The sequence below is a fragment of the Brevundimonas sp. genome (genome assembly GCF_004210735.1).
Taxonomy (GTDB): domain Bacteria; phylum Pseudomonadota; class Alphaproteobacteria; order Caulobacterales; family Caulobacteraceae; genus Brevundimonas.
On the sequence record NZ_SDZL01000013.1, the window covers coordinates 1 to 25,798 of the forward strand.

29 protein-coding genes and 1 other RNA gene are annotated in these 25,798 nt (G+C 67.6%); 15 read left to right on the top strand and 15 right to left on the bottom strand.

Going from position 1 to position 25,798, the window contains the following annotated elements; translation table 11 throughout:
* Positions 1-120: 120 nt before the first annotated feature.
* From ssrS to EON91_RS04280, 4 genes are all read left to right on the top strand, one after another.
* Positions 121-281, top strand: a non-coding RNA gene (ssrS, locus tag EON91_RS04265) — 6S RNA.
* Positions 282-414: 133 nt separating this feature from the next.
* A complete protein-coding gene (locus EON91_RS04270) occupies positions 415-960 on the top strand; it encodes a 5-formyltetrahydrofolate cyclo-ligase (RefSeq protein WP_292091838.1) in 546 nt (181 codons plus the stop codon).
* Entirely contained in the window at positions 957-1,781 is an 825-nt protein-coding gene (locus EON91_RS04275; RefSeq protein WP_292091840.1) for a TIGR00282 family metallophosphoesterase, read from the top strand. The genes EON91_RS04270 and EON91_RS04275 overlap by 4 nt, the downstream gene beginning before the upstream one ends.
* An 88-nt stretch (positions 1,782-1,869) precedes the next feature.
* Positions 1,870-2,715 carry a DUF5694 domain-containing protein gene (locus tag EON91_RS04280; RefSeq protein ID WP_292091841.1) on the top strand — a complete coding sequence of 282 codons (846 nt, stop codon included), beginning with the start codon at positions 1,870-1,872 and terminating at the stop codon, positions 2,713-2,715.
* On the opposite strand, the gene EON91_RS04285 is transcribed toward EON91_RS04280, so the two are convergent.
* From EON91_RS04285 to purL, 3 genes are all read right to left on the bottom strand, one after another.
* Complete coding sequence (locus EON91_RS04285) at positions 2,697-3,791, bottom strand: glycosyltransferase family 4 protein (protein ID WP_292091842.1); 1,095 nt, start codon at positions 3,789-3,791, stop codon at positions 2,697-2,699. The two genes, EON91_RS04280 and EON91_RS04285, sit on opposite strands and share 19 nt — an antisense overlap.
* Positions 3,792-3,887: 96 nt before the next feature.
* Positions 3,888-4,346 (bottom strand): DUF305 domain-containing protein, encoded by a 459-nt coding sequence (locus EON91_RS04290; protein WP_292091843.1) that lies wholly within the window; start codon positions 4,344-4,346, stop codon positions 3,888-3,890.
* Positions 4,343-6,559 carry a phosphoribosylformylglycinamidine synthase subunit PurL gene (purL, locus tag EON91_RS04295; protein ID WP_292091845.1) on the bottom strand — a complete coding sequence of 739 codons (2,217 nt, stop codon included), beginning with the start codon at positions 6,557-6,559 and terminating at the stop codon, positions 4,343-4,345. The genes EON91_RS04290 and purL overlap by 4 nt, the downstream gene beginning before the upstream one ends.
* 100 nt (positions 6,560-6,659) lie before the next feature.
* Here purL and EON91_RS04300 point away from each other — a divergent pair, with 100 nt between their 5' ends.
* From EON91_RS04300 to EON91_RS04310, 3 genes are all read left to right on the top strand, one after another.
* Positions 6,660-6,815, top strand: a complete 156-nt coding sequence (locus EON91_RS04300; protein WP_292091848.1) for a hypothetical protein — start codon at positions 6,660-6,662, stop codon at positions 6,813-6,815.
* Complete coding sequence (locus EON91_RS04305) at positions 6,812-7,042, top strand: Tat pathway signal protein (RefSeq protein ID WP_292091850.1); 231 nt, start codon at positions 6,812-6,814, stop codon at positions 7,040-7,042. The genes EON91_RS04300 and EON91_RS04305 overlap by 4 nt, the downstream gene beginning before the upstream one ends.
* A gap of 82 nt (positions 7,043-7,124) precedes the next feature.
* On the top strand, positions 7,125-8,486 hold the full coding sequence (locus EON91_RS04310) for an aminotransferase class V-fold PLP-dependent enzyme (RefSeq protein WP_292091851.1): 1,362 nt from the start codon (positions 7,125-7,127) through the stop codon (positions 8,484-8,486).
* Here the strand turns inward: EON91_RS04310 and EON91_RS04315 are convergent.
* Positions 8,483-9,292, bottom strand: coding sequence for a hypothetical protein (locus tag EON91_RS04315; protein WP_292091853.1), 810 nt, complete (start codon positions 9,290-9,292; stop codon positions 8,483-8,485). The genes EON91_RS04310 and EON91_RS04315 overlap by 4 nt on opposite strands.
* 119 nt (positions 9,293-9,411) lie before the next feature.
* On the opposite strand from EON91_RS04315, the gene EON91_RS04320 reads away from it, so the two are divergent.
* On the top strand, positions 9,412-9,657 hold the full coding sequence (locus EON91_RS04320; RefSeq protein WP_292091855.1) for a hypothetical protein: 246 nt from the start codon (positions 9,412-9,414) through the stop codon (positions 9,655-9,657).
* Positions 9,658-9,667: 10 nt separating this feature from the next.
* Here EON91_RS04320 and purQ read toward each other — a convergent pair whose 3' ends face one another.
* The 3 genes from purQ to EON91_RS04335 all read right to left on the bottom strand — a co-directional run bounded on the left by purQ (position 9,668) and on the right by EON91_RS04335 (position 12,151).
* Entirely contained in the window at positions 9,668-10,330 is a 663-nt protein-coding gene (gene purQ / locus EON91_RS04325; RefSeq protein WP_292091856.1) for a phosphoribosylformylglycinamidine synthase subunit PurQ, read from the bottom strand.
* Between the two features lie 33 nt (positions 10,331-10,363).
* Positions 10,364-11,587 carry an MFS transporter gene (locus tag EON91_RS04330; protein WP_292091857.1) on the bottom strand — a complete coding sequence of 408 codons (1,224 nt, stop codon included), beginning with the start codon at positions 11,585-11,587 and terminating at the stop codon, positions 10,364-10,366.
* 81 nt (positions 11,588-11,668) lie between these two features.
* On the bottom strand, positions 11,669-12,151 hold the full coding sequence (locus EON91_RS04335; protein ID WP_292091858.1) for a YbhB/YbcL family Raf kinase inhibitor-like protein: 483 nt from the start codon (positions 12,149-12,151) through the stop codon (positions 11,669-11,671).
* Between the two features lie 129 nt (positions 12,152-12,280).
* Between EON91_RS04335 and EON91_RS04340 the strand changes: the two genes are divergently transcribed.
* A complete protein-coding gene (locus EON91_RS04340) occupies positions 12,281-13,453 on the top strand; it encodes a cyclopropane-fatty-acyl-phospholipid synthase family protein (protein WP_292091860.1) in 1,173 nt (390 codons plus the stop codon).
* Here the strand turns inward: EON91_RS04340 and EON91_RS04345 are convergent.
* From EON91_RS04345 to purC, 3 genes are read right to left on the bottom strand one after another with little or no spacing between them, the layout of a single operon-like run.
* Positions 13,398-13,835 carry a hypothetical protein gene (locus EON91_RS04345; protein WP_292091861.1) on the bottom strand — a complete coding sequence of 146 codons (438 nt, stop codon included), beginning with the start codon at positions 13,833-13,835 and terminating at the stop codon, positions 13,398-13,400. The genes EON91_RS04340 and EON91_RS04345 overlap by 56 nt on opposite strands.
* Positions 13,832-14,068, bottom strand: a complete 237-nt coding sequence (gene purS, locus EON91_RS04350; RefSeq protein ID WP_292091862.1) for a phosphoribosylformylglycinamidine synthase subunit PurS — start codon at positions 14,066-14,068, stop codon at positions 13,832-13,834. Before purS ends, EON91_RS04345 begins: the two co-directional genes overlap by 4 nt.
* Positions 14,068-14,826, bottom strand: a complete 759-nt coding sequence (gene purC / locus EON91_RS04355; protein ID WP_292091863.1) for a phosphoribosylaminoimidazolesuccinocarboxamide synthase — start codon at positions 14,824-14,826, stop codon at positions 14,068-14,070. The genes purS and purC overlap by 1 nt, the downstream gene beginning before the upstream one ends.
* A 252-nt stretch (positions 14,827-15,078) precedes the next feature.
* Here purC and EON91_RS04360 point away from each other — a divergent pair, with 252 nt between their 5' ends.
* Positions 15,079-15,402 (top strand): DUF1476 domain-containing protein, encoded by a 324-nt coding sequence (locus EON91_RS04360; protein WP_292091864.1) that lies wholly within the window; start codon positions 15,079-15,081, stop codon positions 15,400-15,402.
* A 69-nt stretch (positions 15,403-15,471) separates the two neighbouring features.
* Here the strand turns inward: EON91_RS04360 and EON91_RS04365 are convergent, their stop codons facing one another.
* The 3 genes from EON91_RS04365 to purB all read right to left on the bottom strand — a co-directional run bounded on the left by EON91_RS04365 (position 15,472) and on the right by purB (position 18,016).
* Positions 15,472-16,098: a fasciclin domain-containing protein gene (locus EON91_RS04365; RefSeq protein WP_292091865.1), complete on the bottom strand. Its 627-nt coding sequence runs from the start codon at positions 16,096-16,098 to the stop codon at positions 15,472-15,474.
* Positions 16,099-16,214: 116 nt separating this feature from the next.
* Positions 16,215-16,715 (bottom strand): DNA-deoxyinosine glycosylase, encoded by a 501-nt coding sequence (locus tag EON91_RS04370; RefSeq protein ID WP_292091866.1) that lies wholly within the window; start codon positions 16,713-16,715, stop codon positions 16,215-16,217.
* The gene (gene purB / locus EON91_RS04375; protein WP_292091867.1) at positions 16,715-18,016 is read right to left on the bottom strand and encodes an adenylosuccinate lyase; all 1,302 of its coding nucleotides are present in this window, start codon (positions 18,014-18,016) and stop codon (positions 16,715-16,717) included. Before purB ends, EON91_RS04370 begins: the two co-directional genes overlap by 1 nt.
* Positions 18,017-18,169: 153 nt before the next feature.
* Here purB and EON91_RS04380 point away from each other — a divergent pair, with 153 nt between their 5' ends.
* The 3 genes from EON91_RS04380 (at position 18,170) to EON91_RS04390 (ending at position 19,378) form a co-directional block, all read left to right on the top strand.
* Positions 18,170-18,490: a multidrug efflux SMR transporter gene (locus EON91_RS04380; RefSeq protein WP_292091868.1), complete on the top strand. Its 321-nt coding sequence runs from the start codon at positions 18,170-18,172 to the stop codon at positions 18,488-18,490.
* A 25-nt stretch (positions 18,491-18,515) separates the two neighbouring features.
* Complete coding sequence (locus EON91_RS04385; RefSeq protein ID WP_292091869.1) at positions 18,516-19,172, top strand: glutathione S-transferase; 657 nt, start codon at positions 18,516-18,518, stop codon at positions 19,170-19,172.
* 80 nt (positions 19,173-19,252) lie between these two features.
* Complete coding sequence (locus EON91_RS04390; RefSeq protein WP_292091870.1) at positions 19,253-19,378, top strand: hypothetical protein; 126 nt, start codon at positions 19,253-19,255, stop codon at positions 19,376-19,378.
* 3 nt (positions 19,379-19,381) lie between these two features.
* Here the strand turns inward: EON91_RS04390 and EON91_RS04395 are convergent, their stop codons facing one another.
* Positions 19,382-21,130 carry a lytic transglycosylase domain-containing protein gene (locus EON91_RS04395; protein WP_292091872.1) on the bottom strand — a complete coding sequence of 583 codons (1,749 nt, stop codon included), beginning with the start codon at positions 21,128-21,130 and terminating at the stop codon, positions 19,382-19,384.
* Positions 21,131-21,223: 93 nt separating this feature from the next.
* The gene (locus EON91_RS04400) at positions 21,224-22,030 is read right to left on the bottom strand and encodes a uracil-DNA glycosylase (protein ID WP_292091912.1); all 807 of its coding nucleotides are present in this window, start codon (positions 22,028-22,030) and stop codon (positions 21,224-21,226) included.
* 187 nt (positions 22,031-22,217) lie between these two features.
* Between EON91_RS04400 and EON91_RS04405 the strand changes: the two genes are divergently transcribed.
* Both EON91_RS04405 and EON91_RS04410 read left to right on the top strand, forming a co-directional pair.
* Positions 22,218-23,867, top strand: a complete 1,650-nt coding sequence (locus EON91_RS04405) for an electron transfer flavoprotein-ubiquinone oxidoreductase (RefSeq protein ID WP_292091913.1) — start codon at positions 22,218-22,220, stop codon at positions 23,865-23,867.
* Between the two features lie 68 nt (positions 23,868-23,935).
* Complete coding sequence (locus EON91_RS04410; protein ID WP_292091874.1) at positions 23,936-25,795, top strand: tetratricopeptide repeat protein; 1,860 nt, start codon at positions 23,936-23,938, stop codon at positions 25,793-25,795.
* The last annotated feature ends 3 nt before the right edge of the window (positions 25,796-25,798 follow it).

Below are 25,798 nucleotides of genomic sequence, written 5' to 3' on the forward strand. Positions count from 1 at the left end.
GCCGAGGGCGTGGCCGAGGCGCTGAACGCCGTCGCTGCGCGTATCGAAAAGATCGCCCACACCATTTGAGCCGGCTCCATTGTTGAACCGGCCGCGACCGCCTATCTTGTCCGGCGGCGGGTCCTGCTGCGGCTCTCGTCGGAGGCGACTTATCCTCGCGACCTTAATTCACTCGAAGGGATCTGTCCCTGTTTGGGCTCGAGGGCCCGGGCACACGGAGCCCACCTGGCTACCCAGGTCGAGAGGATTGAACAGTCCTCCACGGTTCTTGCGGCGCCGCCAACCCTTCTTTCCTTTGAGTGCGCTATCGCTCGGCTCGCGGAGCCTCGCTGCTTGAGCGCGGGCTTGGATCGCCTCCGCAGGCGACGAGACGGAGGGGGCGGCGCAACGCTTTCCGTCTGATATGAACCTCCCATGACCTCCAAACACGAACAGCGCTCGACGATGCGGGCCCTGCGCAAACGACTGGCCGAGGTTGATCCCGATGCGGCCGAACGTGCGGCGTCGCATGCCGGCACCCTGCCATCCGCCGACGCGGTCGCCCTGTATCGCGCCATGGGATCTGAACTCGACACTGACGCCTTGGCCATCGCCTTGCATCGCGCCGGGCGCCGCCTGTGCCTGCCGGTGGTGATTGAGCGGGACGCCGCCATGCTGTTTCGCGCCTGGGCGCCGGGCGAGCCGCTGGAGCTGGACGCCGCCGGCTGCCCCGCGCCCCTGCCGCTTGCCGAGACGGTCACGCCCGATCTGATCCTGACACCACTGCTGGCCTTCGACACCGATGGGGGGCGACTGGGGCAGGGGGGCGGCTATTACGACCGTACCTTCGCGGCGATGCCGGACGCCCTGCGTATCGGTTTCGCCTATGCCGGACAGCATATCGAGCCGCTGCCGCTGGAACCGCATGACGTCCGCCTGCATGGCGTTCTGACCGAGACCGGCTATAGAGCCGTCCCATGAGATTGGCTTTCTTCGGTGATGTGGTCGGCAAGAGCGGGCGTGATGGGCTTTCGGACCATCTGCCGGGGCTGAAGCGCGACCTGAAACTCGATTTCGTCGTGATCAACGCCGAGAACGCCGCGGGCGGTTTCGGTATCACCGAACACACGGCCAACGAACTGTTCATGGCCGGCGCCGATTGCCTGACGCTGGGCAACCACAGCTGGGACCAGCGCGAGGCCCTGACCTATATCGTGCGCGAACCGCGACTGATCCGGCCGCTGAACTATCCGCGCCTGATGGATGCGCCGGGCGCCGGGGCCAATCTGTTCGAGACCCCCTCAGGCCGCACCGTTCTGGTCATGAACGTCCTGGGCCGCATCCACATGGATCCGATGGACGATCCGTTCAGCGCGGTCGAAAAGGAACTGGCCGCCTGCCCTATGGGCATGGCCGCTGACGCGATCATTGTCGATGTCCACGCAGAGGCGACCAGCGAGAAGATGGCCATGGGCCATTTCTGCGACGGCCGCGCGTCGCTGGTGGTCGGCACCCATACCCACGTCCCGACCGCCGATTGCCAGATCCTGCCCGGCGGCACCGCCTATCAGACCGACGCCGGCGGCTGCTGCGACTATGACAGCGTCATCGGCAACGAGAAGGAAGAGCCCTTGCGGCGCTTCACCACCCGCCTGTCCGGCGGCCGCTATTCCCCGGCCCACGGCCCGGCCACGATCTGCGGCGTTTTTGTCGAAACCGACGACCGCACCGGCCTGGCCACCCGCGTCGAACCGATCCGCGTCGGCGGGCGTCTCAGCCAGGCGATCCCGCAGGTCGACTGACGGCCTGTCTTAAACTTAATGTTGCGAGACGCATCCGTTTCGCGTGACGGCGGTCTCTGACTCCCCGAAACTCAACCGGGGATGACCTATGTTCAGAATCCTAGCCGCGGCGGCCGTCTTGCTGCTGCCCGCCACTGCCTTCGCCCAGGCGCCCGCTGCGACACCGCCTGCTCCGGCGCCGATCGAGGTGATGGTGCTGGGCGTCTACCACATGAACAATCCGGGGCGGGACGTGAACAACGCCCGCATCGATCCGGTCACGACGCCCGAGAAACAGGCCCAGATGGTGGAGGCGGCGCAGGCCTTGGCCCGGTTCCAGCCGACGGCCATCGCCATCGAGCGCGTCGCACCCGATCCCTCGACCATGCTGGACGCCGGTTGGCCGGCCTATGATCCCGCAACCCTGACCACCAACGCCGACGAGCGGGTCCAACTGGGCCATCGTCTGGCTGATCTGGCGAACGTGGAGCGCGTCTATGCAGTGGACGAAAAGGATCGCGAGGGCCAGTCCAGCTATTTCCCCTATGGCGATCTGGTCGCTTGGGCGAACGCCAACGGCAAGGCGGACGTGCTTCAGGCCATGAACGGCGAGGTCCAGGCCTTCCTGCGGGACCGTGAAGCCGAGCAGCGCACCAAATCGGTGGGCCAGCTACTGGCGGCCATGAACACGCCGGAAATGGCCCGCTGGAACGGATCGCACTACTACCGTTTCCTGCAGTTCGGCGGCGGCGATGTCCTGCCTGGGGCCGAGCTGAACGGTCGCTGGTACACGCGAAACGCCATGATCTTCGCCAAGCTGATGCAGGTGGCCAAACCGGGTGATCGGATCGTGCTGATGTTCGGCGCCGGCCACGCCTACTGGCTGCGCCATTTCGTCGAGACGACGCCGGGCTTCCGGCTGGTTGAGGCGACCGACTACCTGCCGCCGGCCTGAGCGACTCGCTTGGCATGCACCAGTTGGGCGCGTAGCGCGTCCAACTGGGCGGCGCGAGGACCAGGGACGTGAGTCTCGAAGACATAGGCCTGGGCGCCGCGGGCCAACGCCAGCCGCTCCTCCGGATTGTTGATCAACCGTTCCATGGCGGTTGTCAGATTGGGCGCTGTCAGATCCTCGACATAGAGGGCGTGGGAGCCGCTGGCCTCGCGCAGGCCGCCGCGTCCTGAACTGATCAGCGCCGCGCCCGCCGCATGGGCTTCGAGAGCCGTCAAGCCCAACGGCTCGGCCCAAGTCGAGGGCGTCAGGGCGATGGCCGCCCGCTTGATGACGTCGCGCACCTGACCCAAGGGCGCGGACCGCAAGATCTGGACGCGGTCCCCGTAGCGTTCCAGAGGCGCGACATGCTGTTGGGCCCAGTAGTCGTGATATTCCCAATCGTTCAGCATCAACACCGCGTGCCATTCCGGATGGCGGTCCAGCACGTCAGGCAGGGCCGCACATAAGAGATCGACGCCCTTCTCCGGCATGGCGCGGCCGGCAAAGGCTATGAGCTTGTCGCGATCCTCCACATCGCCGCGCCACAGCTCAGCGTTGATCGGATTGGGAACCGCATGGGCGTGGTGGTCGAGTCCGGGAAAGTCTTTCAGGAAGAGTCGGCGTTCGGATTCGCTGACGAACACCACGCCGGCGACCTTCTGGTAACGCGCCCGGTAGCGCCAGCGATGGATAGGGTTATCCGAGGTCTTGAGCGCATTGTGGCGATACAGGATGGTGGCCGCGCGTGGGTTTCGGGCCGCGATCCATGTGGCCTGGATCGCCTGCTGGTGGACTTCGATCAGGTCCGGTCGGTAGGCGGCCAAAGCCAGATTCAGTGCCTCCAGCCTTATCTTTCTTCCATGAGGGAGGGTCTGGACCGGCAACTCGCCGTGCGCCTCTGCGCCTTCACAACAGAAGACCCTGACCTCGCCTCCCCGTTGACTGGCGGTGGCCAGTGTCCGGACGACGGTTTCCATGGAATTGGGCCGGGTTTCGCAGAAACGGCTGCCGGGCGGCATGACAATGGCGGTCTTCACGCGGCTTCCTGCGTAGGGTGGAGGAAGCTGCTCGTTAATGAGCTATCTGCGGAAACGGCGCTTGCTGCGACGTTCTTGCGATGAAGTGCGTGGCCCCTATTCGCGCGAAGCGGGGCTCCACGCCCTCATTTCGGCGATCTCGCGGGTCTGGGCGTCAATCACCGCCTGGGCCATGCGACGAATTTTCGGGTCGCGACTGCCGCCCAGGGCGACCTCGGCCATCGCCACAGCGCCTTCGTGGTGGGCGATCATCTTTGCGATATAGGCCTGATCGATGGTCTCGCCGGAAGCAGCGGCCATCAGCCGATGCATCTCGGCCTCGGAAGCGGCGAAGGCCCGGTCGCCGGCGGTCGGCGCCTTCGTCTGCGCGGCGCCGTGATCCATGGCGGTGTGATCGATCAGCGCCGGCGGCCCGGACACCTGACCGTCCACGACCGCGGCGGCATGCCGCTGGGCCGAGGCGTCGCGCAGGGCCTGCTGTACCGGATCTCCGCCACCGTCGCAGGCGACCACAAGCATGATAGCCGGCAGGACGGTTAGGGCTCGACGCGTCACGCCCGGCCTTCGATCCAATTCGGCATCCAGCCTTCGTGCCATTCGCGGATGTGGGCCAAGGGGATGCGGAACAGCTCGCCCTTCGGTCCGCTGGAGGCGAAGTCCGCACCCTTGGCCATGCCGACGACCGAGGCGTGCAGGCCGGCTTCCCGGGCCTGCGCCAACAGCGCCTCGGCGTCCGACACGGCGACCAGATAGCGGGCCTGATCCTCGCCGAACAGGAAGGCGTGGGCGTGGGCGGCGCTGGAGGCGTTCAGTTCGATGCCGATGTCCGAGGCCAGGGCGATGTCCGCCGCTGCGCCGATCAGACCGCCGTCCGACAGGTCGTGCACGACCGTCAGATCGCCCGACTCGATCAGACCGCGCACGAAGTCGCCGGTCTTGCGTTCCAGCTTCAGGTCCACCGGCGGCGGCGCGCCGTCTTCGCGGCCCAGCACCTCGCGCAGATAGATGGACGCCCCCAGCTCGCCGTTCGTCTGGCCGATCAGCACCAGGGTATCGCCCTCTGCCACTCCGCCGAAGCCCGTGACGACATCGTAGTTGGTGAGCAGGCCGACCGCCCCGACCGTCGGGGTCGGCGGAATGGCGACGCCGTTGGTCTCGTTATACAGGCTGACGTTGCCGCTCACGACGGGGAAGTCCAGCTCGCGGCAGGCCTCGGCCATGCCGTCGGTGGCGCGCACGATCTGGCCCATGATCTCGGGCCGCTGCGGGTTGCCGAAATTCAGGTTGTCGGTGATGGCGATGGGACGCGAGCCGACGGCGGTCAGGTTGCGCCACGCCTCGGCCACGGCCTGCTTGCCGCCCTCATAGGGATCAGCCTGAACATAGCGCGGAGTGCAGTCGCTGGTGACGGCCAGACCCTTGTCCGTGCCGTGGACGCGGACCACGCCGGCGTCGGCGCCGGTCGAGGAGTCCTGCAGGGTGTCGGCCATGACGTGGCGGTCGTACTGTTCCCAGATCCAGCGCTTGGACGCCATGTCGGGGCAGGTGATGACCTTGATCACCGCGTCATTCCAGCTTTCCGGGGCCGGAACCTCGGACGGCTCCAGGCGCGGCTGAAGTTCGGGCTGGACCCAGGGGCGGTCATACAGGGGCGCGTCATCGAACAGCGGGGCCAGCGGCACGTCGCAGACCACCTCGCCGTGATGCTTCAGCACCAGATGGCCGGAGTCGGTGGTCTTGCCGATGATGGCGAAGTCCAGGCCCCACTTCTGGAAGATGCGATAGCCGACGTCCTCGAAGCCCGGCTTCAGGACCGCCAGCATCCGCTCCTGGCTTTCCGACAGCATCATCTCATAGGCGGTCATGCCCTCTTCGCGCTGGGGCACCTTGTTGAGGTCCAGCTCGACGCCGACGCCGCCCTTGCCCGCCATCTCCACGGACGAAGAGGTCAGACCCGCCGCACCCATGTCCTGAATGGCGGCGACGGCGCCCGAGGCCATCAGCTCCAGCGTGGCCTCGATCAGCAGCTTCTCGGCGAAGGGATCACCGACCTGGACGGTCGGGCGCTTCGATTCCGACTCGTCGTCGAACTCGGTCGAGGACATGGTGGCGCCGTGGATGCCGTCACGGCCGGTCTTGGAACCGAAATAGACCACGTCGTGGCCTGCTTCCGGCGCGGCGGAATAATAGATCTCGTCGGCGCGAGCCACGCCCACGCACATGGCGTTGACCAGGATGTTGCCGTTGTAGCCCTTGTGGAAATTGGTCTCGCCCGCGACCGTCGGCACACCGACGCAGTTGCCATAGCCGCCGATGCCGCTGACCACCCCTTTGACCAGGCGCCGGGTCTTCTCGTGGCCGGGTTCGCCAAAGCGCAAGGCGTTCAGCAGGGCCACCGGGCGGGCGCCCATGGTGAAGACGTCGCGCATGATGCCGCCGACGCCCGTCGCCGCGCCCTGATAGGGCTCGATATACGAGGGGTGGTTGTGGCTCTCCATCTTGAAGATGCAGGCGTCGCCGTCGTCGATGTCGATGACCCCGGCGTTCTCGCCCGGGCCGCAGATGACGCGCGGTCCCGTGACCGGGAATTTCATCAGCTGCTTCTTGGACGATTTGTAGGAGCAGTGCTCCGACCACATCACCGAGAAGACGCCCAGCTCGACATGGTTGGGCTCGCGGCCCAGCCGGTCCAGCAGGACCTGATACTCGTTCGGAGCCAGACCGTATTCAGCGGCCAGTTCAGCGGTGGTCTTTTGCGGAGCGCTCATGGCCGGGGCTTCTAGCCGGACACGGGCCGTCTGTCAGCCCGGGCACGGAACAAGCGGGTTCTGAAGGCGATTGAATCAGCGACAAACCGGAGCCTCCGTCATGACCGACCAGCCCATCGACCCCGCCGCCACCCCCGAAGACGAGGATGCGCCCGAGATCGCCGCCGACGACGCCGGGGCCTCGGCCATGGCCGAACGCGCCCAGAAACAGGCCGCTCATGGCCAGTCGAGCGACGAAATGGAGACGAAATCGTGAGCAAGATCACCCCCGATCACCAGCAGATGGACCGCTCCAACGACCCTGCGGTCACGGCCGAGATGGACGAGGCGGCGGCCGAGGTGGCCATGGAAAGCCGCCGCCAGCGCCTGACAGGCTCGGCCGTCGGCGTCGGCAGCGTCGATTTCGACGACCCCGGCGCCTTCGACGTGGGGGATAGCGAGAGCAGCGAATCCCGGGCCGCAAAGAACTCGCCCGGCGGTTGATCCGTCGATAGCTGGTCGCAGGCTTCCCACGGCGTGACTTTAGTCGACTAGTAGCGTCGCCCTTCCTTCCCCGGGGGCGAACATGGATAGACGTGCATTGCTGCGGGGCGCCCTGGTGGGCGCGTCCGCAGGACTGGCGGCGGGCGCCGCGAAGGCCCAGGTTCCCTATTATTCGTTAGCTCCACGGCCACGTGGACAGGTGGCGTCTGCGGTCTCGCCTGCCTCCCCGCCAGCGCCTGCGGTGTCGGACGACGTCTGGTCGTGGGTGCGGGCCGAGTTCGACCTGGACCCCACCTATGTCGATCTCAGCGCCATGCTGCTGGCCTCGCACCCCCGTGCGGTGCGCGAGGCGGTCGACCGGCACCGCCGCGCCCTGGACCGCCAGCCTGTGGTGGCGTTGAAGGACAATCGCGACTTGCAGAACGCCGGCCGGTCGGCCCTGGCCCGCTATCTGGGCTGCAGCCGCAACGACATCGCCCTGACCGACAGCACGACCTCGGCCGTCGCGCTGGTTTACAACGGGCTGAAGCTGCAGCCGGGCGACGAAATCCTGACGGTGACGCAGGACTACTACGTCACCCACGAGGCCGCCCGCCACACAGCCGCCAAGCGCGGCGCCACGGTGCGCAAGATTTCGATCCACGATGGCCCGGCGCGCAACGCGGACATGGACCAGATGGTCGATCGCGTCATCGGCGCCATCCGACCCGAGACCAAGGTGCTGGGCCTGACCTGGGTGCAGTCGTCGACGGGGCTCAAGATCCCCGCCGGCCGCATCGCCGAACGCCTGAAGGCCGTGAACGCCGACCGCCCGGCCTCGCGACGCATCATCTTCTGCCTGGATGGCGTGCACGGGTTCGGCAATCAGGACGCGGGCATGGCCGAACTGGGCTGCGACTTCCTGATGAGCGGGTGCCACAAATGGCTGTTTGGGCCGCGTGGTACGGGCATGATCGCCGGGACCGCCGCCGGCTGGGCCGCCGTCGATCCGACCATCCCCAGCTTCCTGGATTCCGGCGCCTATTCCGGCTGGATCAGCGGGTCGCCCGCCAGCCGCACGACCGGCAGCCTGATGACCCCCGGCGGCTTCAAGGCTTTTGAGCATCTGTGGGCTCTGCCCCAGGCGTTCGAAATCCACGACCGCGTCGGCCGCGCCGCTGTCGCCGCACGCACGGCCGAATTGGCGGGTCAGCTGAAGACCGAACTGCGCAACATGCGCGGCGTCACAGTTCATACGCCCCAGCTGGCCGACCTGTCGGCGGGCATCGTGTCGTTCGAGGTGGCGGGCGTCACGCCCTCGGCGGCCGTGGACCGGCTGCGGTCACGGCGTATCATGGCCTCGCTGGCGCCCTATGCGCGGCCTTTGATCCGGCTGACGCCCAGCATCCGCAACAACGCCGACGATCTGGATCGCGCACTGGCCGAGGTGCGGGAGCTGGCCTAGCGGCGTGACGCGGGGTCGCGCTCGACGCCGCGCTTCAGGCGAAACACCAGGATCACTGCCGCCACCACGATCAACAGCGCCGCGCCCAGGGCGATGAAACCCAGCGTGGGGTTCCGCTCCTGCTCGGCCACGAAGGCGCCGATCAGGCCCCAGGCGATTGGCAGGGGATAGGCCATCAACCGCAGGCGCGCGGTCACGGCGATCGCCACCAGCGTCACCACGACGATGGCCGCGATGGCCCATCCCGTGGGGGACAGGGCGGCGGGCAGGGCGTCATAGGCCGTCGCCACAGTGATCAGGTTCAGTGGCGAGGCGATGGTCAGCCACCCGGCCAGCGCCGCCAGCGGCCACGCTCCCAGCCACCGGTCCCGCTCGGTCGATCCCAGCGCCCTGATCGTTCCTGACCAGGCCAGAAGCGGCGCCAGCAGGGCGATCAGCGAGGCGAAGATGATGATGACGCTGGCCGCCTTCAGATTCATCGACGCCGCCACGATCCACAGACCGATGCCGATAAAGGTCACGACGGACGGCCAGCCGAACCGGTTCAGAAAGGCGCTCTCGCCCGTTTGTGGCAGGGCCTGACGCACGGCATAGGCCAGCAGGCCCAGATAGATCAGCCCCCAGATGGAAAAGGCGTAGCCCGCCACCCGCAGCGTCTGGTTCCCGTCGGCCGCGAACTCGGCCTGACTCAGGCCCATATCGGCCAGCGACTGGACCATCGGCACGATCACCGCAAAGGCGGCGGCCCCCAGCACGATCATTCGCCGTGTCATCTGACTGGCGGTGGGGCGTTCGATCGAGGGCATGGGGATGTCTCCGGCGCAGCTTCGCCAGCTTTACGCGCGGGAGCGACGATTGGTTCATCCGGAACCGACCGCGGGCCTCACCGCTTGGGACAGCACACCCCATAGATCAGGAGCTGACCATGGCCGACCCGAAACAATCCGACGAAGCGCCGCCCGCCCCCGCCGCTCTCGAAGACGCCGAGATCGAAACCCAGCACGCGCTGGAACAGGGTCTGGGCGTCGGCGCCCGCGAGTTGGCCTCTATCGGCGAGTCCGGCGACCAGGGCACGCTGGAGCGAGGCGAAAACGCGGAAGGCGAGTCCGAAGACGATCTGGAAGTCGACGAACTGGGCCGCAGCGCCAGCGTGCTGGATCGGAAGTTCTGATGAGTGCGGATCAAGCTGCCGCGTAGACGCTCTGGAACAGCACTGCGCCGTCGGCCGAGCCCAACTCGGCCTCGAAGGCGCGGTCCGGGTGGGGCATCATGCCCAGGACGTTGCCACGGGCGTTCTGCAGGCCGGCGATGTCGGCGACCGAGCCGTTGGGGTTGTCGACGTAGCGGAACACCACCTGGCCCTCGCCCTCGATGCGGGCCAGTGTCTCGGCGTCGGCGAAATAGTTCCCGTCGCCATTGCCCTGGGTCATGACGACCTCGCGCTGGCCCTGATAGCCCGAGGTGAAGCGCGTCTGGCCATTGGCGACCGTCAGACTGATCGGCTTGCAGACGTATTTCAGCCCCGCGTTGCGCAGCAGGGCCCCCGGCAGCATTCCGGCCTCGCACAGGATCTGGAAGCCGTTACAGATGCCGACCACGGCCACGCCGTCGTCCGCCGCCTTTTTGACCGCCTGCATGATCGGGGCCTGGGCCGCCATGGCTCCGCAGCGCAGATAGTCGCCGTAGGAGAAGCCGCCCGGCAGGACGATCAGGTCCAGTCCCTTGGGCAGTTCGGTCTCGGCATGCCAGACCATTTCGACCCGCTCGCCGGTGGAGCGTTCGACGGCGACCTTGCAGTCGCGATCACAGTTGGAACCGGGGAAGACGATGACGGCTGCGCTCATGGCCGGGCCTCCTAGCACCCTTCGGCGGCGATGTCAGGACGCCGTCTGAAGGCGCCGACCGGTGATGTACGCCACCACCCAGATCGCGAACCCGCCCAGCGTCAGTCCGACCCCAACCCAGCCGGTCGAGGTCCAGCCCCAACCCGCCGCCACGGCCATGCCGCCCAGCAGCGGGCCGATGGCGTTGGCGGTGTTAAAGGCCGAATGGTTCAGCGCGGCCGCCAGCGTCTGGGCGTCGCCCGCCACATCCATCAGCCGCGTCTGCAGGATCGAGCCCAGACCGCCGCCACAGCCGATCAGCAGCACCACCACCATCATCGCCCACAGGTGCGGCGCGGCGAAGGGATAGAGCGCCAACGCCCCCGCGCTCCACAACAACAGGCCGCCCGCCGCCTTCATCCCGTACCGATCGGCCGCCCAGGCGCCGATCAGATTGCCTGCCGTCATGCCGACGCCGAACACGGCGAAGACCCAGGGCAGAACCTCGGGACCCACGCCGGTCACCGCCATCAGGGTCGAGGCCAGATAGGCATAGACCGCGAACATGCCGCCGAAGCCCACCGCGCCCACGCCCAGCGTCAGCCACACCTGCCCGCGCTTCAGCGCGCCCAGCTCACGCAGGGGGCTGGCGTCCGGATGCGCCGGGTCGCGCGGCGCGAACAGGGCGACCAGCGCCATCGTCAGGACCGCCAGCACGCTGACGATGGCGAACGTCCAGCGCCAGCCAAAGGCGTGGCTGACCGCCGTCGCCACCGGCACGCCGATCACCGTGGCGATGGTCAGGCCCAGCAGGATGGTCGAAACGGCCCGGGTTCTAAGCCGCAGCGGAACCAGCGACGCCGCCACCAGGGCCGCCACCCCGAAATAGGCCCCGTGCGGCACGCCGCTCAGGAACCGGAACACCAGCATCCAGCCATAGGTCGGCGCCAGCGCCGACAGGGCGTTGCCTATGGCGAACAGCGCCATGAACCCGATCAGCAGCGTCCAGCGAGGCAGGCGCGCGCCCAACACCGCCAGAATCGGCGCCCCCACCACCACGCCGGCGGCATAGGCGCTGATGACATGGCCCGCCGTTGGCTCATCGACGCCCAGTCCGGCGGCGAAGTCGGGCAGCACGCTCATAGCCGCGAACTCGGTCACGCCGATGGCGAAGCCGCCCATGGCCAGGGCCAGCAGCACCAGCGCCACCCTGGCCGGGGCGGCCGTGGGGCGGTCCAGACCGGCCGCGTCGATGCAGGGGGCGTCGGTGGGAGCCATCTCGGCCCTTTCGCAAATGCAGCATTATTTCGCTGCGATGCAAAATAGAGCGACGGCCCCGCGCTTCAACCGCGGCCGTGATCAACTCTTGTTTTCGTAGGTCGCCGTCAGCGTCGCCTTGGCCAGCGTGTGGAAATGCAGGTTGAAGCCGAAGACCGCACCCGAATTGTCCGGCCCCACGTCCAGCCGCTCCACATCCACCGCAAAGACAGTGAAGACATAGCGGTGCGGCCCGTGTCCCGGCGGCGGCGCGGCGCCCCCGAAACCCGTTTCGCCATAGTCGGTTCGGCCTTGAACCGCGCCCAGGGGCAGGTTCGCGCCGCCCACGGCGCCGGCGCCGGTCGCCAGTTCGGTGACATCGGCCGGGATATTGGCCACCGTCCAGTGCCAGAAGCCCGATCCCGTTGGCGCGTCGGGGTCGTAACAGGTGACGGCATAGCTCCTGGTCCCGTCCGGCGCGCCGGACCACGACAGGTGCGGCGAGGTGTTCCCCAGCGCCTTCACCTGGGCGTCGGGCAGGGTGGCGCCGTCGCGGATGTCGTTCGAGGTGACGGTGAAGCTCATGGGCGGATCTCCGGAGTTGTCGGTCATGGTCACCGGAACGGACGGCGACACGGGTCGTTGCGCACCGGTAAACGATGCCTAGCTAAGCTTGGTCGCCCTTGCGGGGTGATGACAAGGGTGGAGGGCGGCATGCTGCAATCCGTTATCGACCGGATGTTCCGGACGCGGGCGATCCGCGTTTGTTTGCCGGGAGGGCATGAGCTGCGGGCCGGGCCGGGCGAGCCGGAACTGACTGTCGTCATCACCGACGCCAAGGCCGCCCTGGCCATCGCCGCCGACCCCGCCCTGGGGCTGGGTGAGGCCTATATGGACGGGACCTTCCGGGTCGAAGGCGGTGACATCTACGACTTCCTGCAACTGACCAGTTCACAGATGGCGCTACGACCGCGCGCGTCGCGACTGGGCCTGTTGCAGCGGCTGCGTCGCAGCGCAGAGCAGGCCAATGACCGCCTGCATGCGCGTGAGAATGTGCATCATCACTATGACCTGACGGTCGATTTCTATCGGCTGTTTCTGGACGAGGACCTGCAGTACTCCTGCGCCGTGTTCGAGACGCCGGACGCCACGCTGGAACAGGCCCAGGCGGCCAAGAAACGCCGCATCATCGACAAACTGCTGCTCTCGCCCGGCCAGACCGCACTGGATATCGGCTGCGGCTGGGGCGGGCTGGGCCTGTCGCTGGTCGATCGTGGGGCCCGCGTCACCGGGGTGACCCTGTCGACCGAACAGCACCGGACCGCGAATGCGCGGGCGGCGGCGGCGGGCGTGTCGGACCGGGCGGATTTCCGCCTGACCGACTATCGCGACCTGGACCAGAGCTTCGACCGCATCGTTTCGGTGGGGATGTTCGAGCATGTCGGCGCCCCGAACTACGACGAATATTTCGCCACTGTCGCCCGGCTGCTGGCCGACGACGGCGTGGCGGTGATCCATTCCATCGGCCGCAAGGATCCGCCCAACCGGACCCAGCCGTGGGTGCGCAAATACATCTTCCCCGGCGGCTATATCCCGGCTCTGTCCGAGGTGCTGCCCGCCATCGAACGTGCGGGCCTGTGGGTGACGGACATGGAGATCCTGCGCCTGCACTACGCCGAGACGCTGCGGCACTGGCGCGAACGGTTCCTGGCCCGCCGCGAAGAGGCGCTGGCCATGTACGACGAGCGGTTCTGCCGTATGTGGGAGTTCTACCTGGCCTGCAGCGAGGTCGCTTTCCGCGACCTGGGCCACATGGTCTTCCAACTCCAGCTCACGAAGACCCAGACGGCGGTCCCGCTGACACGGGATTATCTGTGCAGTCATTGACGACGGTGAGCTGTTGGTTGTCAGGCAGCGCCAGGGCGTATCGCGATGAAGGTCCGGCGCGAACAGAGCAGACAATGATCGTGTGGTTGTCCAGCCATTGCATGAAGCGCACATGCTCACCCGCGCCTGCCGGTGTCACTTGCGCGCGTCTGCCGTCAGCCAGTTCGACGAAGACAGTCTCGGATGTCCAACCTGCGGCGCCTCCACCGGCTTCAGCGCGGGCGATGGCGGTCAAATCGCCCGATGGATTGGCGATCCGTTCCTCCTGAGATGAGGGCTTCCCCCAAGTCATCCCGAGGACCAACAGAGCGCCGAGAATGGCCAGAACCATACAGACCAGGGCGATCAGAAATCCGAACGCAACCCTGGCTATCCGCTTCACGCCACTTCGATCCGGTAGCTTTCGATGACCGTGTTGGCCAGCAGCTGCTCGCACATCTTCCTGGCCTCGGCGGCGGGGTCGGCGGCGCCGTCGAGGTCGAACTCGATCAGCTTGCCGACACGGGCGTTGGCGACACCGGCCCAGCCCAGGCCCTGCAGGGCGCCTTCGACGGCCTTGCCCTGAACGTCCAGCACGCCGGGCTTCAGGAAGACATGAACCTTGACCTTGGCCATCAGTGCAGTCCCCCCTGAATCACGGTCGGCATGTCCTTCATGATGCCGAGACGGCGGGCCACCTCGGTATAGCTTTCGATCACGTCGCCCATGTCGCGGCGGAAACGGTCCTTGTCCAGCTTCTCACCAGTCGCGGTGTCCCACAGGCGGCACGAGTCGGGGCTGATCTCGTCCGCCAGGATCACGCGGGCGAAGTCGTTTTCCCACACCCGGCCGAACTCGATCTTGAAGTCCACCAGGGTGATGCCGACCGCGCCGAACATGCCCGACAGATAGTCGTTCACCCGCACCGTCATGGCCAGGATGTCGTCCAGCTCCTGAGTGCTGGCCCAGTTGAAGGCCGTGATGTGCTCTTCGGTGACCATCGGGTCGTTGAGCTCATCCTTCTTGTAGTAGAATTCGATGATCGAGCGGGGCAGGGGCGTGCCCTCTTCCTGGCCCAGGCGCGTGGCCAGCGAGCCGGCGACGATGTTGCGGCACACCACCTCCAGCGGAATGATCTCGACCTCGCGGATCAGCTGCTCGCGCAGGTTCAGCCGCTTGATGAAGTGGTTGGTCACGCCGATGCCATTCAGGCGAGACATGACGAATTCGCTGATACGGTTGTTGATGACGCCCTTGCCTTCCAGCACGGCCTTCTTCTGCGCGTTGAACGCGGTGGCGTCGTCCTTGAAATACTGGATCAGGGTGCCGGGCTCCGGACCCTCGTACAGGATCTTGGCCTTGCCCTCGTAGAGCTTCTTGCGCTTGGTGTTCATGCTCGTTCCCTGACCGGGTCGCGGCGCCGGAAACAGAAATCGGCGCGGCCAGAGGGTATTCCGGGCGGCGCGATCCTGCGTCAGACGTGGCGGGAGGATTTCGTCGCGCCTCCTTAACCGAAGGCGAGCCGGGAGACAAACCGTCGCGGACCCGTCTCTACTCAAAGTCGCTCGGTTGCCTTCCGCCCGCAGAGGCTTATAGACGGCGAATGACGGCGAGCCCTCGGTTCGCGGCAGGAGCTTACGACGCGTATGACGACCTTCGACGATCGCGAAAAGGCCTATGAGGCCAAGTTCGCCCTCGATCAGGAACAGGAATTCAAGGCCGTCGCCCGGCGCAACAAGATGCTGGGCCTGTGGGCGGCCGAGAAGATGGGCCTGTCCCCCGAAAGCGCCGAGGAATACGCCAAGGCCGTGGTCCGCGCCGATTTCGAACAGCCGGGCGAAGAAGACGTCTTCCGCAAGGTCGCCGGCGACTTCAAGGGTTCGGGTCTTACGGTTTCCGAGGGCGAGATTCGCTCCAAGATGGACGAACTGGGCTCGGTGGCCCGCGACGAGATTCGCGCCCAGGGCTGATTGCTCTTCGTGCATGAAAAAGGGCCGCGCCTGGCGACAGGCGCGGCCCTTTCCAATTCCGGTCTGGCGTTACTTCGGCATCAGGACCGTGTCGATCACATGGACCACGCCGTTCGACTGGGCGACGTCGGCCTGGGTGATGGTGGACATACCGCCCTTGGCGTCGGTGATCTGCCAGCGGCCGCCGCCGGCGTCCTTGACCATCAGTTTCTCGCCCTGAACCGTGGTCAGGGTCGCCGTGCCGCCGTTGGCCGTAGCCTGGGCGGCCAGATCGGCGGCGGTCAGGCGTCCTGGCACCACATGATAGGTCAGGATCTTGGTCAGGTCGGCCTTCTGGGCCGGCTGCATCAGACCCTCGCGCGTCGCCGCCGGGATCTTTTCGAAGGCGGCGTTGTCCGGCGCGAAGACGGTGAACGGGCCCGTGCCCTGCAGCGTCTGGGCCAGACCGGCGGCCTGGACCGCGCTGACCAGCGTGGTCAGGTTCGACGCCTTGGAGGCGTTGGTGACGATGTTGTCGGCCGGATTCATGGCTGCGCCGCCGACCATGGTCTCGGTGGTCATCGGAGTGGTGGCGACCGGGGGCGCCGGTTCGGCCGGCATCGTCTCCTTGTTCGCGTTGTTGTCGCCACAGGCGGTCAAGGTCAGCAGGGCGGCGGCCGATACGGTGGCCAGCGTGGCTGTGCGGGTGATCTTCATGGGCGTCTCTCCTGAGCTGCCGCTTGCCGCGGCGATCGCAGGCACTACGGACGAGACCCCCGAAAGGATGCGCCGACGTTCAAATTTTCCGGCGCGACCCGTGAGAATCCGTGTTGTCAGGCGTCCGCCAGAAACGGCTTCAGCACCGCCCACTGCTCCGCCTTCCACGCCAGCGGCCGGGCCATGGCCGGGCTGGAAGAGGGCAGGGTCAATCGGGCCGCCGCGCTGTTCGCGGGGGCCAGGATCCGCTCGCCCAGTTTCGCCGCCTTGCCCCCATTGAACGCCACGGCCCGCAGGTTCGGCAGCGCCGCCATCAGGCCGGGCAGATCGGCATGGGTCGGCAGGCGGATGGCGCTGTCCAAACTGCCGATCCGCTCGGCCTCGGCCACCGTGTCCCACAAGCCTACGCCCCGCGCACGCAGGGTAGCCAGCCGCGCCTCATAGGGGCGTTCATGCAAGTCGGCCTGCTCCAGAAGCGCGGACATCAGCCGCCAGAAGGCGTTTCGGGGATGGGCGTAATACTGCCCCGCTGCCAGCGACGCCTCGCCCGGCAGGCTGCCGAGGATCAGCAGCCGCGTGTTCGCATCAACGACCGGATCGAAGGCCCGCCTGAGCATCAGCCCTCGCCGAAGACCCGCTTGAACACCACGTCGACGTTCTTGGTGTGGTAGCCGAGGTCGAACAGGGCCTCGAGCTGGTCATGGGGCAGGGTGACGCGGGCGTCGGCTTTCAGGAAGTCGAGGAAGGCCCCTTCGCCCCGCCAGACCTTCATGGCGTTCTCCTGAACCGCGGCATAGGCGTCTTCACGCGATACGCCCGCCTGCGTCAGGGCCAGCATGACCCGTTGCGAGTGAACCAGACCGCCCAGGCGGTCGATGTTCTTCTGCATATTCTCGGGATAGACGTTCAGCCGTTCGACCACGCCCGCCAGACGATGCAGGGCGAAGTCCAGATGGATGGTCGCGTCCGGACCGATGCCGCGCTCGACCGACGAATGGCTGATGTCCCGCTCGTGCCACAGGGCGACGTTCTCCATCGCGGGCGTCACGGCCGACCGGACCAGGCGCGCCAGACCTGTCAGGTTCTCGGTCAGGATCGGGTTGCGCTTGTGCGGCATGGCCGACGAGCCCTTCTGACCCTTGTCGAAGAACTCCTCGGCCTCCAGCACCTCGGTGCGCTGCAGGTGGCGGATCTCGACGGCCAGGCGCTCCACCGAACTGGCGACGACGCCCAGGGCGGCGAAATAGGCGGCGTGCCGATCGCGCGGAATGACCTGGGTGGAGACGGGCTCGACGGCCAGACCCATCTTGTCGGCCACATATTGCTCAACGGCGGGATCGACGTTGGCGAAGGTGCCCACGGCGCCCGAAATGGCGCAGGTGGCGATCTCTTCGCGGGCGGTGACCAGGCGACGCCTGGCGCGCTGGAACTCGGCGTGATAGCCGGCCAGCTTCAGGCCGAAAGTCACCGGCTCGGCGTGGATGCCATGCGAGCGGCCCACGGTCGGGGTGTATTTGTGCTCCTTGGCGCGGACTTCCAGCGCGGCCAGGACGCGATCGACGCCGCCCAGCAGCAGGTCGGTCGAGCGCGCCAGTTGCACCGCGAAACAGGTGTCCAGCACGTCGGACGACGTCATGCCCTGGTGCAGGAACCGGGCTTCCTCGCCGACGATTTCCGACACATGGGTCAGGAAGGCGATGACGTCGTGCTTGGTGGTGCGCTCGATCTCGTCGATGCGGTCGGCGTCGAAGGTGACGTCCTTGCCCTTGGCCCAGATGGCGTCGGCTGATTCCCTGGGGATCACACCCAGCTCGGCCATCTTGGTGGCGGCGTGGGCCTCGATCTCGAACCAGATCCTGTACTTGGTCTCTTGCGACCAGATGGCGACGGCTTCGGGGCGGGTATATCGCGTGATCATGGGCCGGTCGTGTCGGTCGCGGGGGCTTACGAGTCAAGGTTCGCCGTTGACTTGCGCTCGTCCTGTCCCACATAGCCGGTTCAGAGGACGACCTCTCCCCTTCGTGGGCATGACCGCCGGGACGACCCGGCTCGCCATGCAAGGGAGACTGTCATGGCCTGGATTTTCCTTCTTCTCGCCGGCCTGTTCGAGATCGTCTGGGCCTTTCTGATAAAGGCCTCGGACGGGTTTTCAAAGCCGTGGGCGACCGTCGGCGCCATCGGCTTCATGATCGTCAGCTTCGGCCTGCTGTCGATGGCGATGAAGACCCTGCCGCTGGGCACGGCCTACGCCATCTGGACCGGAATCGGCGCGGTCGGCGCCTTCATCGTCGGCGTGATGGTGATGGGCGAGGCGCTGACGCCGCTGCGCGTTGCAGGCGTCGTATTGATCGTTTCGGGCCTGGTTGTGCTGAAGCTGGCTTCCAGCCATTGATCGGGCCGTACAGGGAGCGCGCGCCATGGAACTGCTGATCGGACCCCAGATCTATTCGACCTGGTCGCTGCGGGGCTGGCTGGTGATGAAGGCGACGGGGGCGGCGTTCACTGTTCGCCACGGCCGTTACGACACCGAGGCCGACCGCGCCGAACTGCGCGCGCTTTCGCCGTCCGGGTTCGTGCCGCTGCTGCGCGTGGACGGCGAGATGATCTGGGACACACTGGCCATCGCCGAATGGGCAGCAGAACATTATCCGCAGGCGCGGCTGTGGCCGGCCGATCCCGTCGCCCGCGCACAGGCCCGCTCGGTGACGGCCGAGATGCATTCCGGCTTCACCGCCTTGCGTACCTTCTGCACCATGGGCGGGCGACATATGATGGTGGGCGACACACGGTCGGAAACGCCGTCCGATCCGGCGCTGGATCGCGATCTGGGCCGGATCGTCGCCCTGCTGCGCCAGATGCGCGCGCGGTTCGGTGGGGCCGGGCCGTTCCTGTTCGGCGAATGGTCGATCGCCGACGCGTTCTACACGCCGGTGGCGGCGCGGGTCCGCCACTATCAAATAGCGCTTGACGCTCACGGCGACAGCGACGGCGTGGCCCGGGCCTATCTCGACACCCTGCTGGCCCATCCCGACTTCCGCGAATGGGAACGGCAGGCGCTGGCAGGAACCCGTTAACCGCGTCACCAAACGCGGGTTTAACAAGAACGACGTTACACGGGGATCATTCGCGGGCCTTCGCCCGTTGGGACCGTGTGATGACCCTCAGCACCCAGACCCCGTTACAGGCGACCTCGGCCCGGCACCCCGGCCTTCTGACCTATGGCGTGGCCATTCTGGTGGTTGCCTGCCTGCCGGCCCTGATGCTGGCCAGCCTGATCTAGGGGTTACTGACTGACGCCGACGTTCTCGACCACGGCGGCGATCTCGACCGGCGCGGGCGCAGGCGGCACATAGTCCAACGCGATCGGAATGGCGCGCGCGCCCGATGCGACGGCGGCCAGGGTGTTCACGGGGCGGCCCATCATCCGCTGATAGATCCAGTAGGCGGCCACGACCTTTTCGACATAGTCGCGCGCCTGCGGCACCTCGATCGTCTCGATCAGCAGCAGCGGGTCGGCGTCCATGCCCAACTGGCGGATCGCCTTGATCATCGGCCCCGGCCCGGCGTTGTACGATGACGCCATGCGCAGCATGTCGCCCTGAAACGCAGGCAGGTTCAGCATCTTGGTCACATAGGCCTGACCCAGACGCAGGTTCGTGCCGGGGTCGTACAGGCGGTCCGGCTGGCGTGCGAAGCTGGAATCCCCCGCCAGTTCGGCGGCGGTGGTCGGCATCACCTGCATCATGCCATAGGCGCCGACGCTGGAACGCGCGCGGGCGTTGAAGCCGGTCTCCTTGCGCGCGATCGCATAGACCATGGCCTTCTCGATGACGAAGCCGCCGTCGGGCGCCAGTTCGGGCATGGGGTACAGGGTCGCATCGATCCGGCTGGCGTCGCGCGCCTCACGCGTCATGCCCGGCGACATGGCCCGGGCCAGGGCGGTCCACAGGCGGCGCGGCGCGTCCCCGGCGGCGGTGCGCAGCCCGGCGCGCAGTTCGGTCTGGGCGTCCGGCGTCCGTCCGACCTCATAGAAGGCCACGGTGCGGCGCGCGCGCGGATCGTTCTGGATAAAGCTGGCCAGTTCATCCGAACCGACGTCGCTGACCTCGTCCTGGGGCGTATAGACGGCGCGTTGCAGCGCGGGCTCGGCGGCGCCGGGCGAATAGGGACGGGGACCGCCGCTCTCGATCACCGGTTGGCGGCCCAGTTTCTCCAGCGCGATCTGGCCATAGAAGGTGGCGGGCCAGCGCGTGGCGTAGTCCAGCAATTCGGTCGCCTTGGCCGGGCGGTTCAGCGCCTCGGCGGCGCGCGCGGCCCAGAAGGCGGCCCCCGCGCGGACCCAGGCGTCCTCGGTCGGATCATGGGCGACGCGGTCAAAGGCGCCGAAGCTGTCCTCGAACTTCTGCAACCGCCAGGCGGCCAGGCCGACCACCCACCAGTCGCCGATCTGCTGGCCGGTCTCGAAGGCGTTGGTAAGGTCGCCGTTGTTATAGGCCACTCGCGCGGCCTTCAGCGGATCATCCACGCCGCCGCTGGAGGGGATCAGACTGTGCCAGGTGCGGGCCAGGCCCGCCGGGCGCGGCGGCTCGGCTGCGCCGTCGGGGCGGCGGCGCAGCGCCAGCGTATAGACCCGCTGGGCCGGCGCCAGGTCCGGATAGTCGTTCAGCCAGCCTACCAGTTCATCATAGCTGGCGGTGTAGGTCGGGTGGAACATGCGCTCGAACTCGACCTGACCCAGCAGCACGCGGTCGCGGGCGTTGCGGGCGGACGCGCGCGCCTCTTCAAGCTGACCACGACGCAGGGCGTCAAAGGCGGCGGTATAGCTGAGCCGGTCCTCTGGGTTCAGGGCGCTGGGGGCGCCGCGGGACGACGATGCATCCGCCGGGCGCGCATCGGCGGTGCGCAGGGCCGCGCCCACCACATCCACTCCATCGAGGGGGTAGGGCTGTTCCTGGGCGATGGCGGGCGCCGTCAGGGCGGCAAGCGCAAACGCGACGGCGGGCGCGATGATCGCGCGAAGATGTCCACTCATTAAGCGGCGGCCCCCTGAGAGCGGCGCCGTCCCGTCTCGATTCGGGTTGGGCGCGCGTCTGGTGATGGTCGTCAGTGGCAAAGAATGCCGGAATCAGCCTTCGCCCACAACCTTGGCGGCTTCGAGGCGGGCGGCCAGGGCCAGCAGATCCCCCCACACCGCCTTCTTGGCCTGCGGCTGACGCAGCAGGAAGGCGGGGTGCAAGGTCGCCATAACGGGGGCCGAAACCGCGCCCTCGGCCAGGCGCCATTCCTTCCACTGACCGCGCGCGCGCATGATGCCCTCGTCGGTCTGAAGCACCGCCTTGGTCGCCGCGGCCCCCAGCAGCAGCACGACCTTCGGCTGCAACAGGGCAAAGGTCCGCTCGACAAAGGGCGCGCAAACCGCCTGCTCCTGCGGCGTCGGCGTGCGATTGCCCGGCGGTCGCCAGAAGACGGTGTTGGTGATGAAGACCCGGTCGGTCAGCCCGGCGGCCGCCAGCATCCGGTCCAGCAACTGCCCCGCCTTGCCGACAAAGGGTTCGCCCCGCGCGTCCTCTTCCGCGCCGGGGCCTTCGCCAATCACCAGCAGGTCGCCCTGCGGATTGCCGCGTGCGAACACCGCCTGCCGGGCGCCCATCCCGCGCAGGGGGCAGCCCTCGAAGGCGGCGACGGCCTGGGCCAGGTCGTCCAGCGTGGCGGCCCCGGCGGCCAGGCGCCGCGCCTCGCTGGCGGCGTCGCTCGTTTCGACCGCACGGATCGGCGCCACCGGCGACACCGCCCGCGCTACGGCCTGGACCGCAGGCGAGGGGATCAGGGTCCGATCCACTGGCGCATCCGCATAGCAGGCGTCGACGCCCGCATCGCGCCAGAAGGCGAGCAGGGCTTCGGTTGCAGCGAAATCGTCCGTCCGGGCGTTCATCCGCCACAGGGAATAAGCCTTGACCACCGCCGCGTCACCTACGGATAAGGCGCATCACGACTTGTTACGGGGAAGACTGGTTATGGCTGAGGAAGCGATCGAAGGCGGCGCGGCGAATGCGTGGCAGGAAGCCGTGATCGACAAGCTTCCCCCGCTCGAGGCGCTGACCGGCGTTGAGCGTGAAGTGATGGAATACGACGTCGTCATCGTCGGCGGCGGTCCCGCCGGCCTGTCGGCCGCCATCCGCCTGAAGCAGCGCGCGGAAAAGGACGGCAAGGACATCACCGTCGCCGTGCTGGAGAAGTCGGCCGAGATCGGCGGCCACATCCTGTCCGGCGCCGTCATCGACCCCCGCGCCCTGAACGAACTCTTCCCCGACTGGAAAGAGCGCGGCGCCCCGCTGGAGACGCCGGTCACCAGGGACAAATTCCTGATCCTGGGGCCGCAGGGCCAGGCGTCTCTGCCGATGTTCGCCATGCCGCCCTTCATGCACAACCACGGCTGCTACATCGCCTCGCTGGGCAATGTGACCCGCTGGCTGGCCGAACAGGCGGAGGCACTGGGCGTCGAGGTCTATCCCGGCATGGCCGCCAGCCACGTCGTCTGGGAAGAGGACACCGGTCGGGTCAAGGGCGTCGTCGCCGGCGTCTTCGGCATCGACCGCGAGGGTCGGCCGACCGGCGATTTCCAGCCCGGCATCGAACTGCACGGCAAATACGTCTTCATCGCCGAGGGCGTGCGCGGCTCACTGGCCAAGACCGTCATGGCCCGCCACAACCTGTGCGACGGCGCCGAGCCCCAGAAATACGGTATCGGCATCAAGGAACTGTGGCAGATCCCGGCCGACAAGCACCACCCCGGCCTGGTCCAGCACACGACCGGCTGGCCCCTGGACGACAAGACCGGCGGCGGCTCGTTCCTCTATCACTTCGGCGACCGCTACGTGGCCGTCGGCTATGTGGTGCACCTGAACTACGCCAACCCGTTCCTGTCGCCGTTCGACGAGTTCCAGCGCTTCAAGCACCATCCGGCCATCGCCGAACATCTGGAGGGCGGAACCCGCATCTCCTACGGCGCGCGGGCGATCACCGAAGGCGGCTATCAGTCGGTGCCGAAACTCGCCTTCCCCGGCGGCGCCCTGATCGGCTGTTCGGCGGGCTTCGTAAACGTGCCCCGCATCAAGGGCAGCCACAACGCCATGAAGACCGGCATGCTGGCCGCCGACGCCGCCTATGACGCGGTGATCGCCGGCCGTTCGGGCGACGTCCTGACCGAATACCAGACCGCCTACGACGCCTCGTGGGTGTGCAAGGAGCTGCGCATCGTCCGCAACGCCAAGCCGCTGCTGGGCCGTTTCGGCACCGTCATGGGCGGGGCGCTGGGCATGTTCGACATGTGGCTGAATCACCTGACCGGCGGCCTGTCGCTGTTCGGCACGATGAAGCACAACAAGACCGACGCCGCCTCGACCGGCCTGGCCAGGGACCACAAGGCGATCGCCTATCCCAAGCCGGACGGGAAGCTGTCGTTCGACAAGCTGTCGTCGGTGTTCATCTCGAACACCAACCACGCCGAGGACCAGCCCGCCCACCTGAAGCTGCTGGACCCGTCCGTGCCGATCAACGTCAACCTGCCCAAATACGGCGAGCCCGCGCGCCTGTATTGCCCGGCCGGCGTCTATGAGGTGCTGACCGACGAAAAGGGCCAGAATCCGCGCTTCCAGATCAACGCCCAGAACTGCGTCCACTGCAAAACCTGTGACATCAAGGATCCGTCGCAGAATATCGTCTGGACCACGCCCGAGGGCGGCGGCGGCCCCAACTATCCGAATATGTGAGGCCAATATCTGACGAGGCTGCGATGGGGCCTCTTGCGAGGGGCGGACAAAGCGTCAACTGTCCGCCCATGCGCCTGACCCTGCCCGCCTTCGTCGCCCTTTCGCCGCTTCTGGCCGCCCTGGCCCTGGCTCCGATCCTGGCCTCCCCCGCCGCCGCCCAGGTGGCGGAGCAGGGCGGCCCCGTCGCCCAGGGGGCCGAGGCCGAGCTTTCGACCGAGGAGCCGCAGGAAGACCCCGTCGTCATCCCGAACATCGAGGTCGTGCTCGAGGAAGAGGCGGCGGCGACCCCGCCCCCCATTCCCGCCGAATGGTCCCCCGCGCCGCGCGACCCGTATGGCCAGAGCGCCTATGGCCTGTATCTGGCCGGTCGCCTGGCCTTCGCGCTGGGCGAGGGCGAGACCGGCGCCCAGTATCTGTCCCAGGTCCAGCGCCTGACGCCCGAACAGCCCCGCGTCCGCGAGCAGGCCTTCACCACCGCCCTGATGTCGGGCGATCTGGATTACGCCGCGCGCATCGCGCCGTCCGGCGGCGACCTGTCGCCCGTGATCGTCGAGGCGGGCCGCCTGGTCGAGATCGTCCAGACCTATGTCAACGGCGACGCCCGCGCGGCCCTGACCCTGGCCCAGGACCGGCCCGTCGCCTCGCCGCACCGCCGCGCCGCCATCCTGGTTCAGCCGTGGATCGCGGCCGAGGCGGGCGACTGGGACAGCGCCCTGGCCGCCGAGCCGCCGGGACTGGATCCGCTGGCCGCCCTCTTCTACCGTCACAATCGCGCGATGCTGCTGGAAAGTCGGCGCGACTATGCCGCCGCCGAGGCCGAACTGGCGGCCCTGGCCGGTCAGTCCGGCGCGGCCCAGCTGTTCCGTCTGGGTTATGGCGAATTCCTCGAGCGCCGGGGCCGGGCCGCCGAGGCCAAGGCCGTCTATGACGCCGGGATCGGCGCCGCCTCCGATGCGCCGCTTCGCCGGGCGCGCGATCGTCTGGCCGCTGGCGGCCGCCCGCCTGCGGCGCCCGGTTATCGCGACGGCGCGGCCCTGTCGCTGGCCGCCGCCGCCGCACAGGCCTCGGCCGAGGGCGCGCACGAGTTCGCCGTGGTCTATCTGCGTCTGTCGCTGAACCTGCGCGGCGACGATGAAATCCGCATGCTGCTGGGCCAGACGCTGGCCCAGGGCCGGCTCGAGGCCGCCGCTCGCGCGGCGCTGGACCAGATCGGCCCGCAGGACCGCGAAATCTACGCCGCCGCCCGCACCCAGATCGCCATGAGCCTGCAACGCGACGGCGAGGCCGAGGCCGCCCTGGCCGAACTGCGCCGCGCCGCCGCCGCCTCGCCCGACGATCCCCGCGTGGCCTATATGACCGCCGCCCTGCTGTCCGAGATACAGCAGAACGAAGAGGCGCTGGCCCTGCTGAATGGCCCCCTGCTGAACACCGCACGTCAGGGCTTCGACGTGCGATTCATGCGCGGCGCCGTCTATGAATCCCTGGGCCGCCTGCCTGAGGCCGAGGCTGAACTGTGGGCTGCGCTTCAGGCCCGGCCTGACGACGCCACCGCGCTGAACTATCTCGGCTATCTGTGGGTCGATAGCGGTCGCCGGGTCGATCAGGGCGTCGGCCTGATCGAGCGCGCCCACGCGGCCGATCCGGACGACGGCAACATTCAGGACTCGCTGGGCTGGGCGCGCTATCGCCAGGGCCGCTATGCGGACGCAGTGCCGATCCTGGAGGGCGCCGTCGACAAGCTGCCCGCCAACGCCGAAATCAACGACCATCTGGGCGACGCCTACTGGCAGGTCGGCCGCAAGCGCGAGGCCGGCTTCCAGTGGGCCCGCGTCCTCAGTCTCGACATCGACGCCGAACGCCGCGCCTCGGTTGAGAAGAAGCTGGCCGAGGGCCTGACCCCGACCGCCGGGAACGGCGCCGGGCTCTGAGCG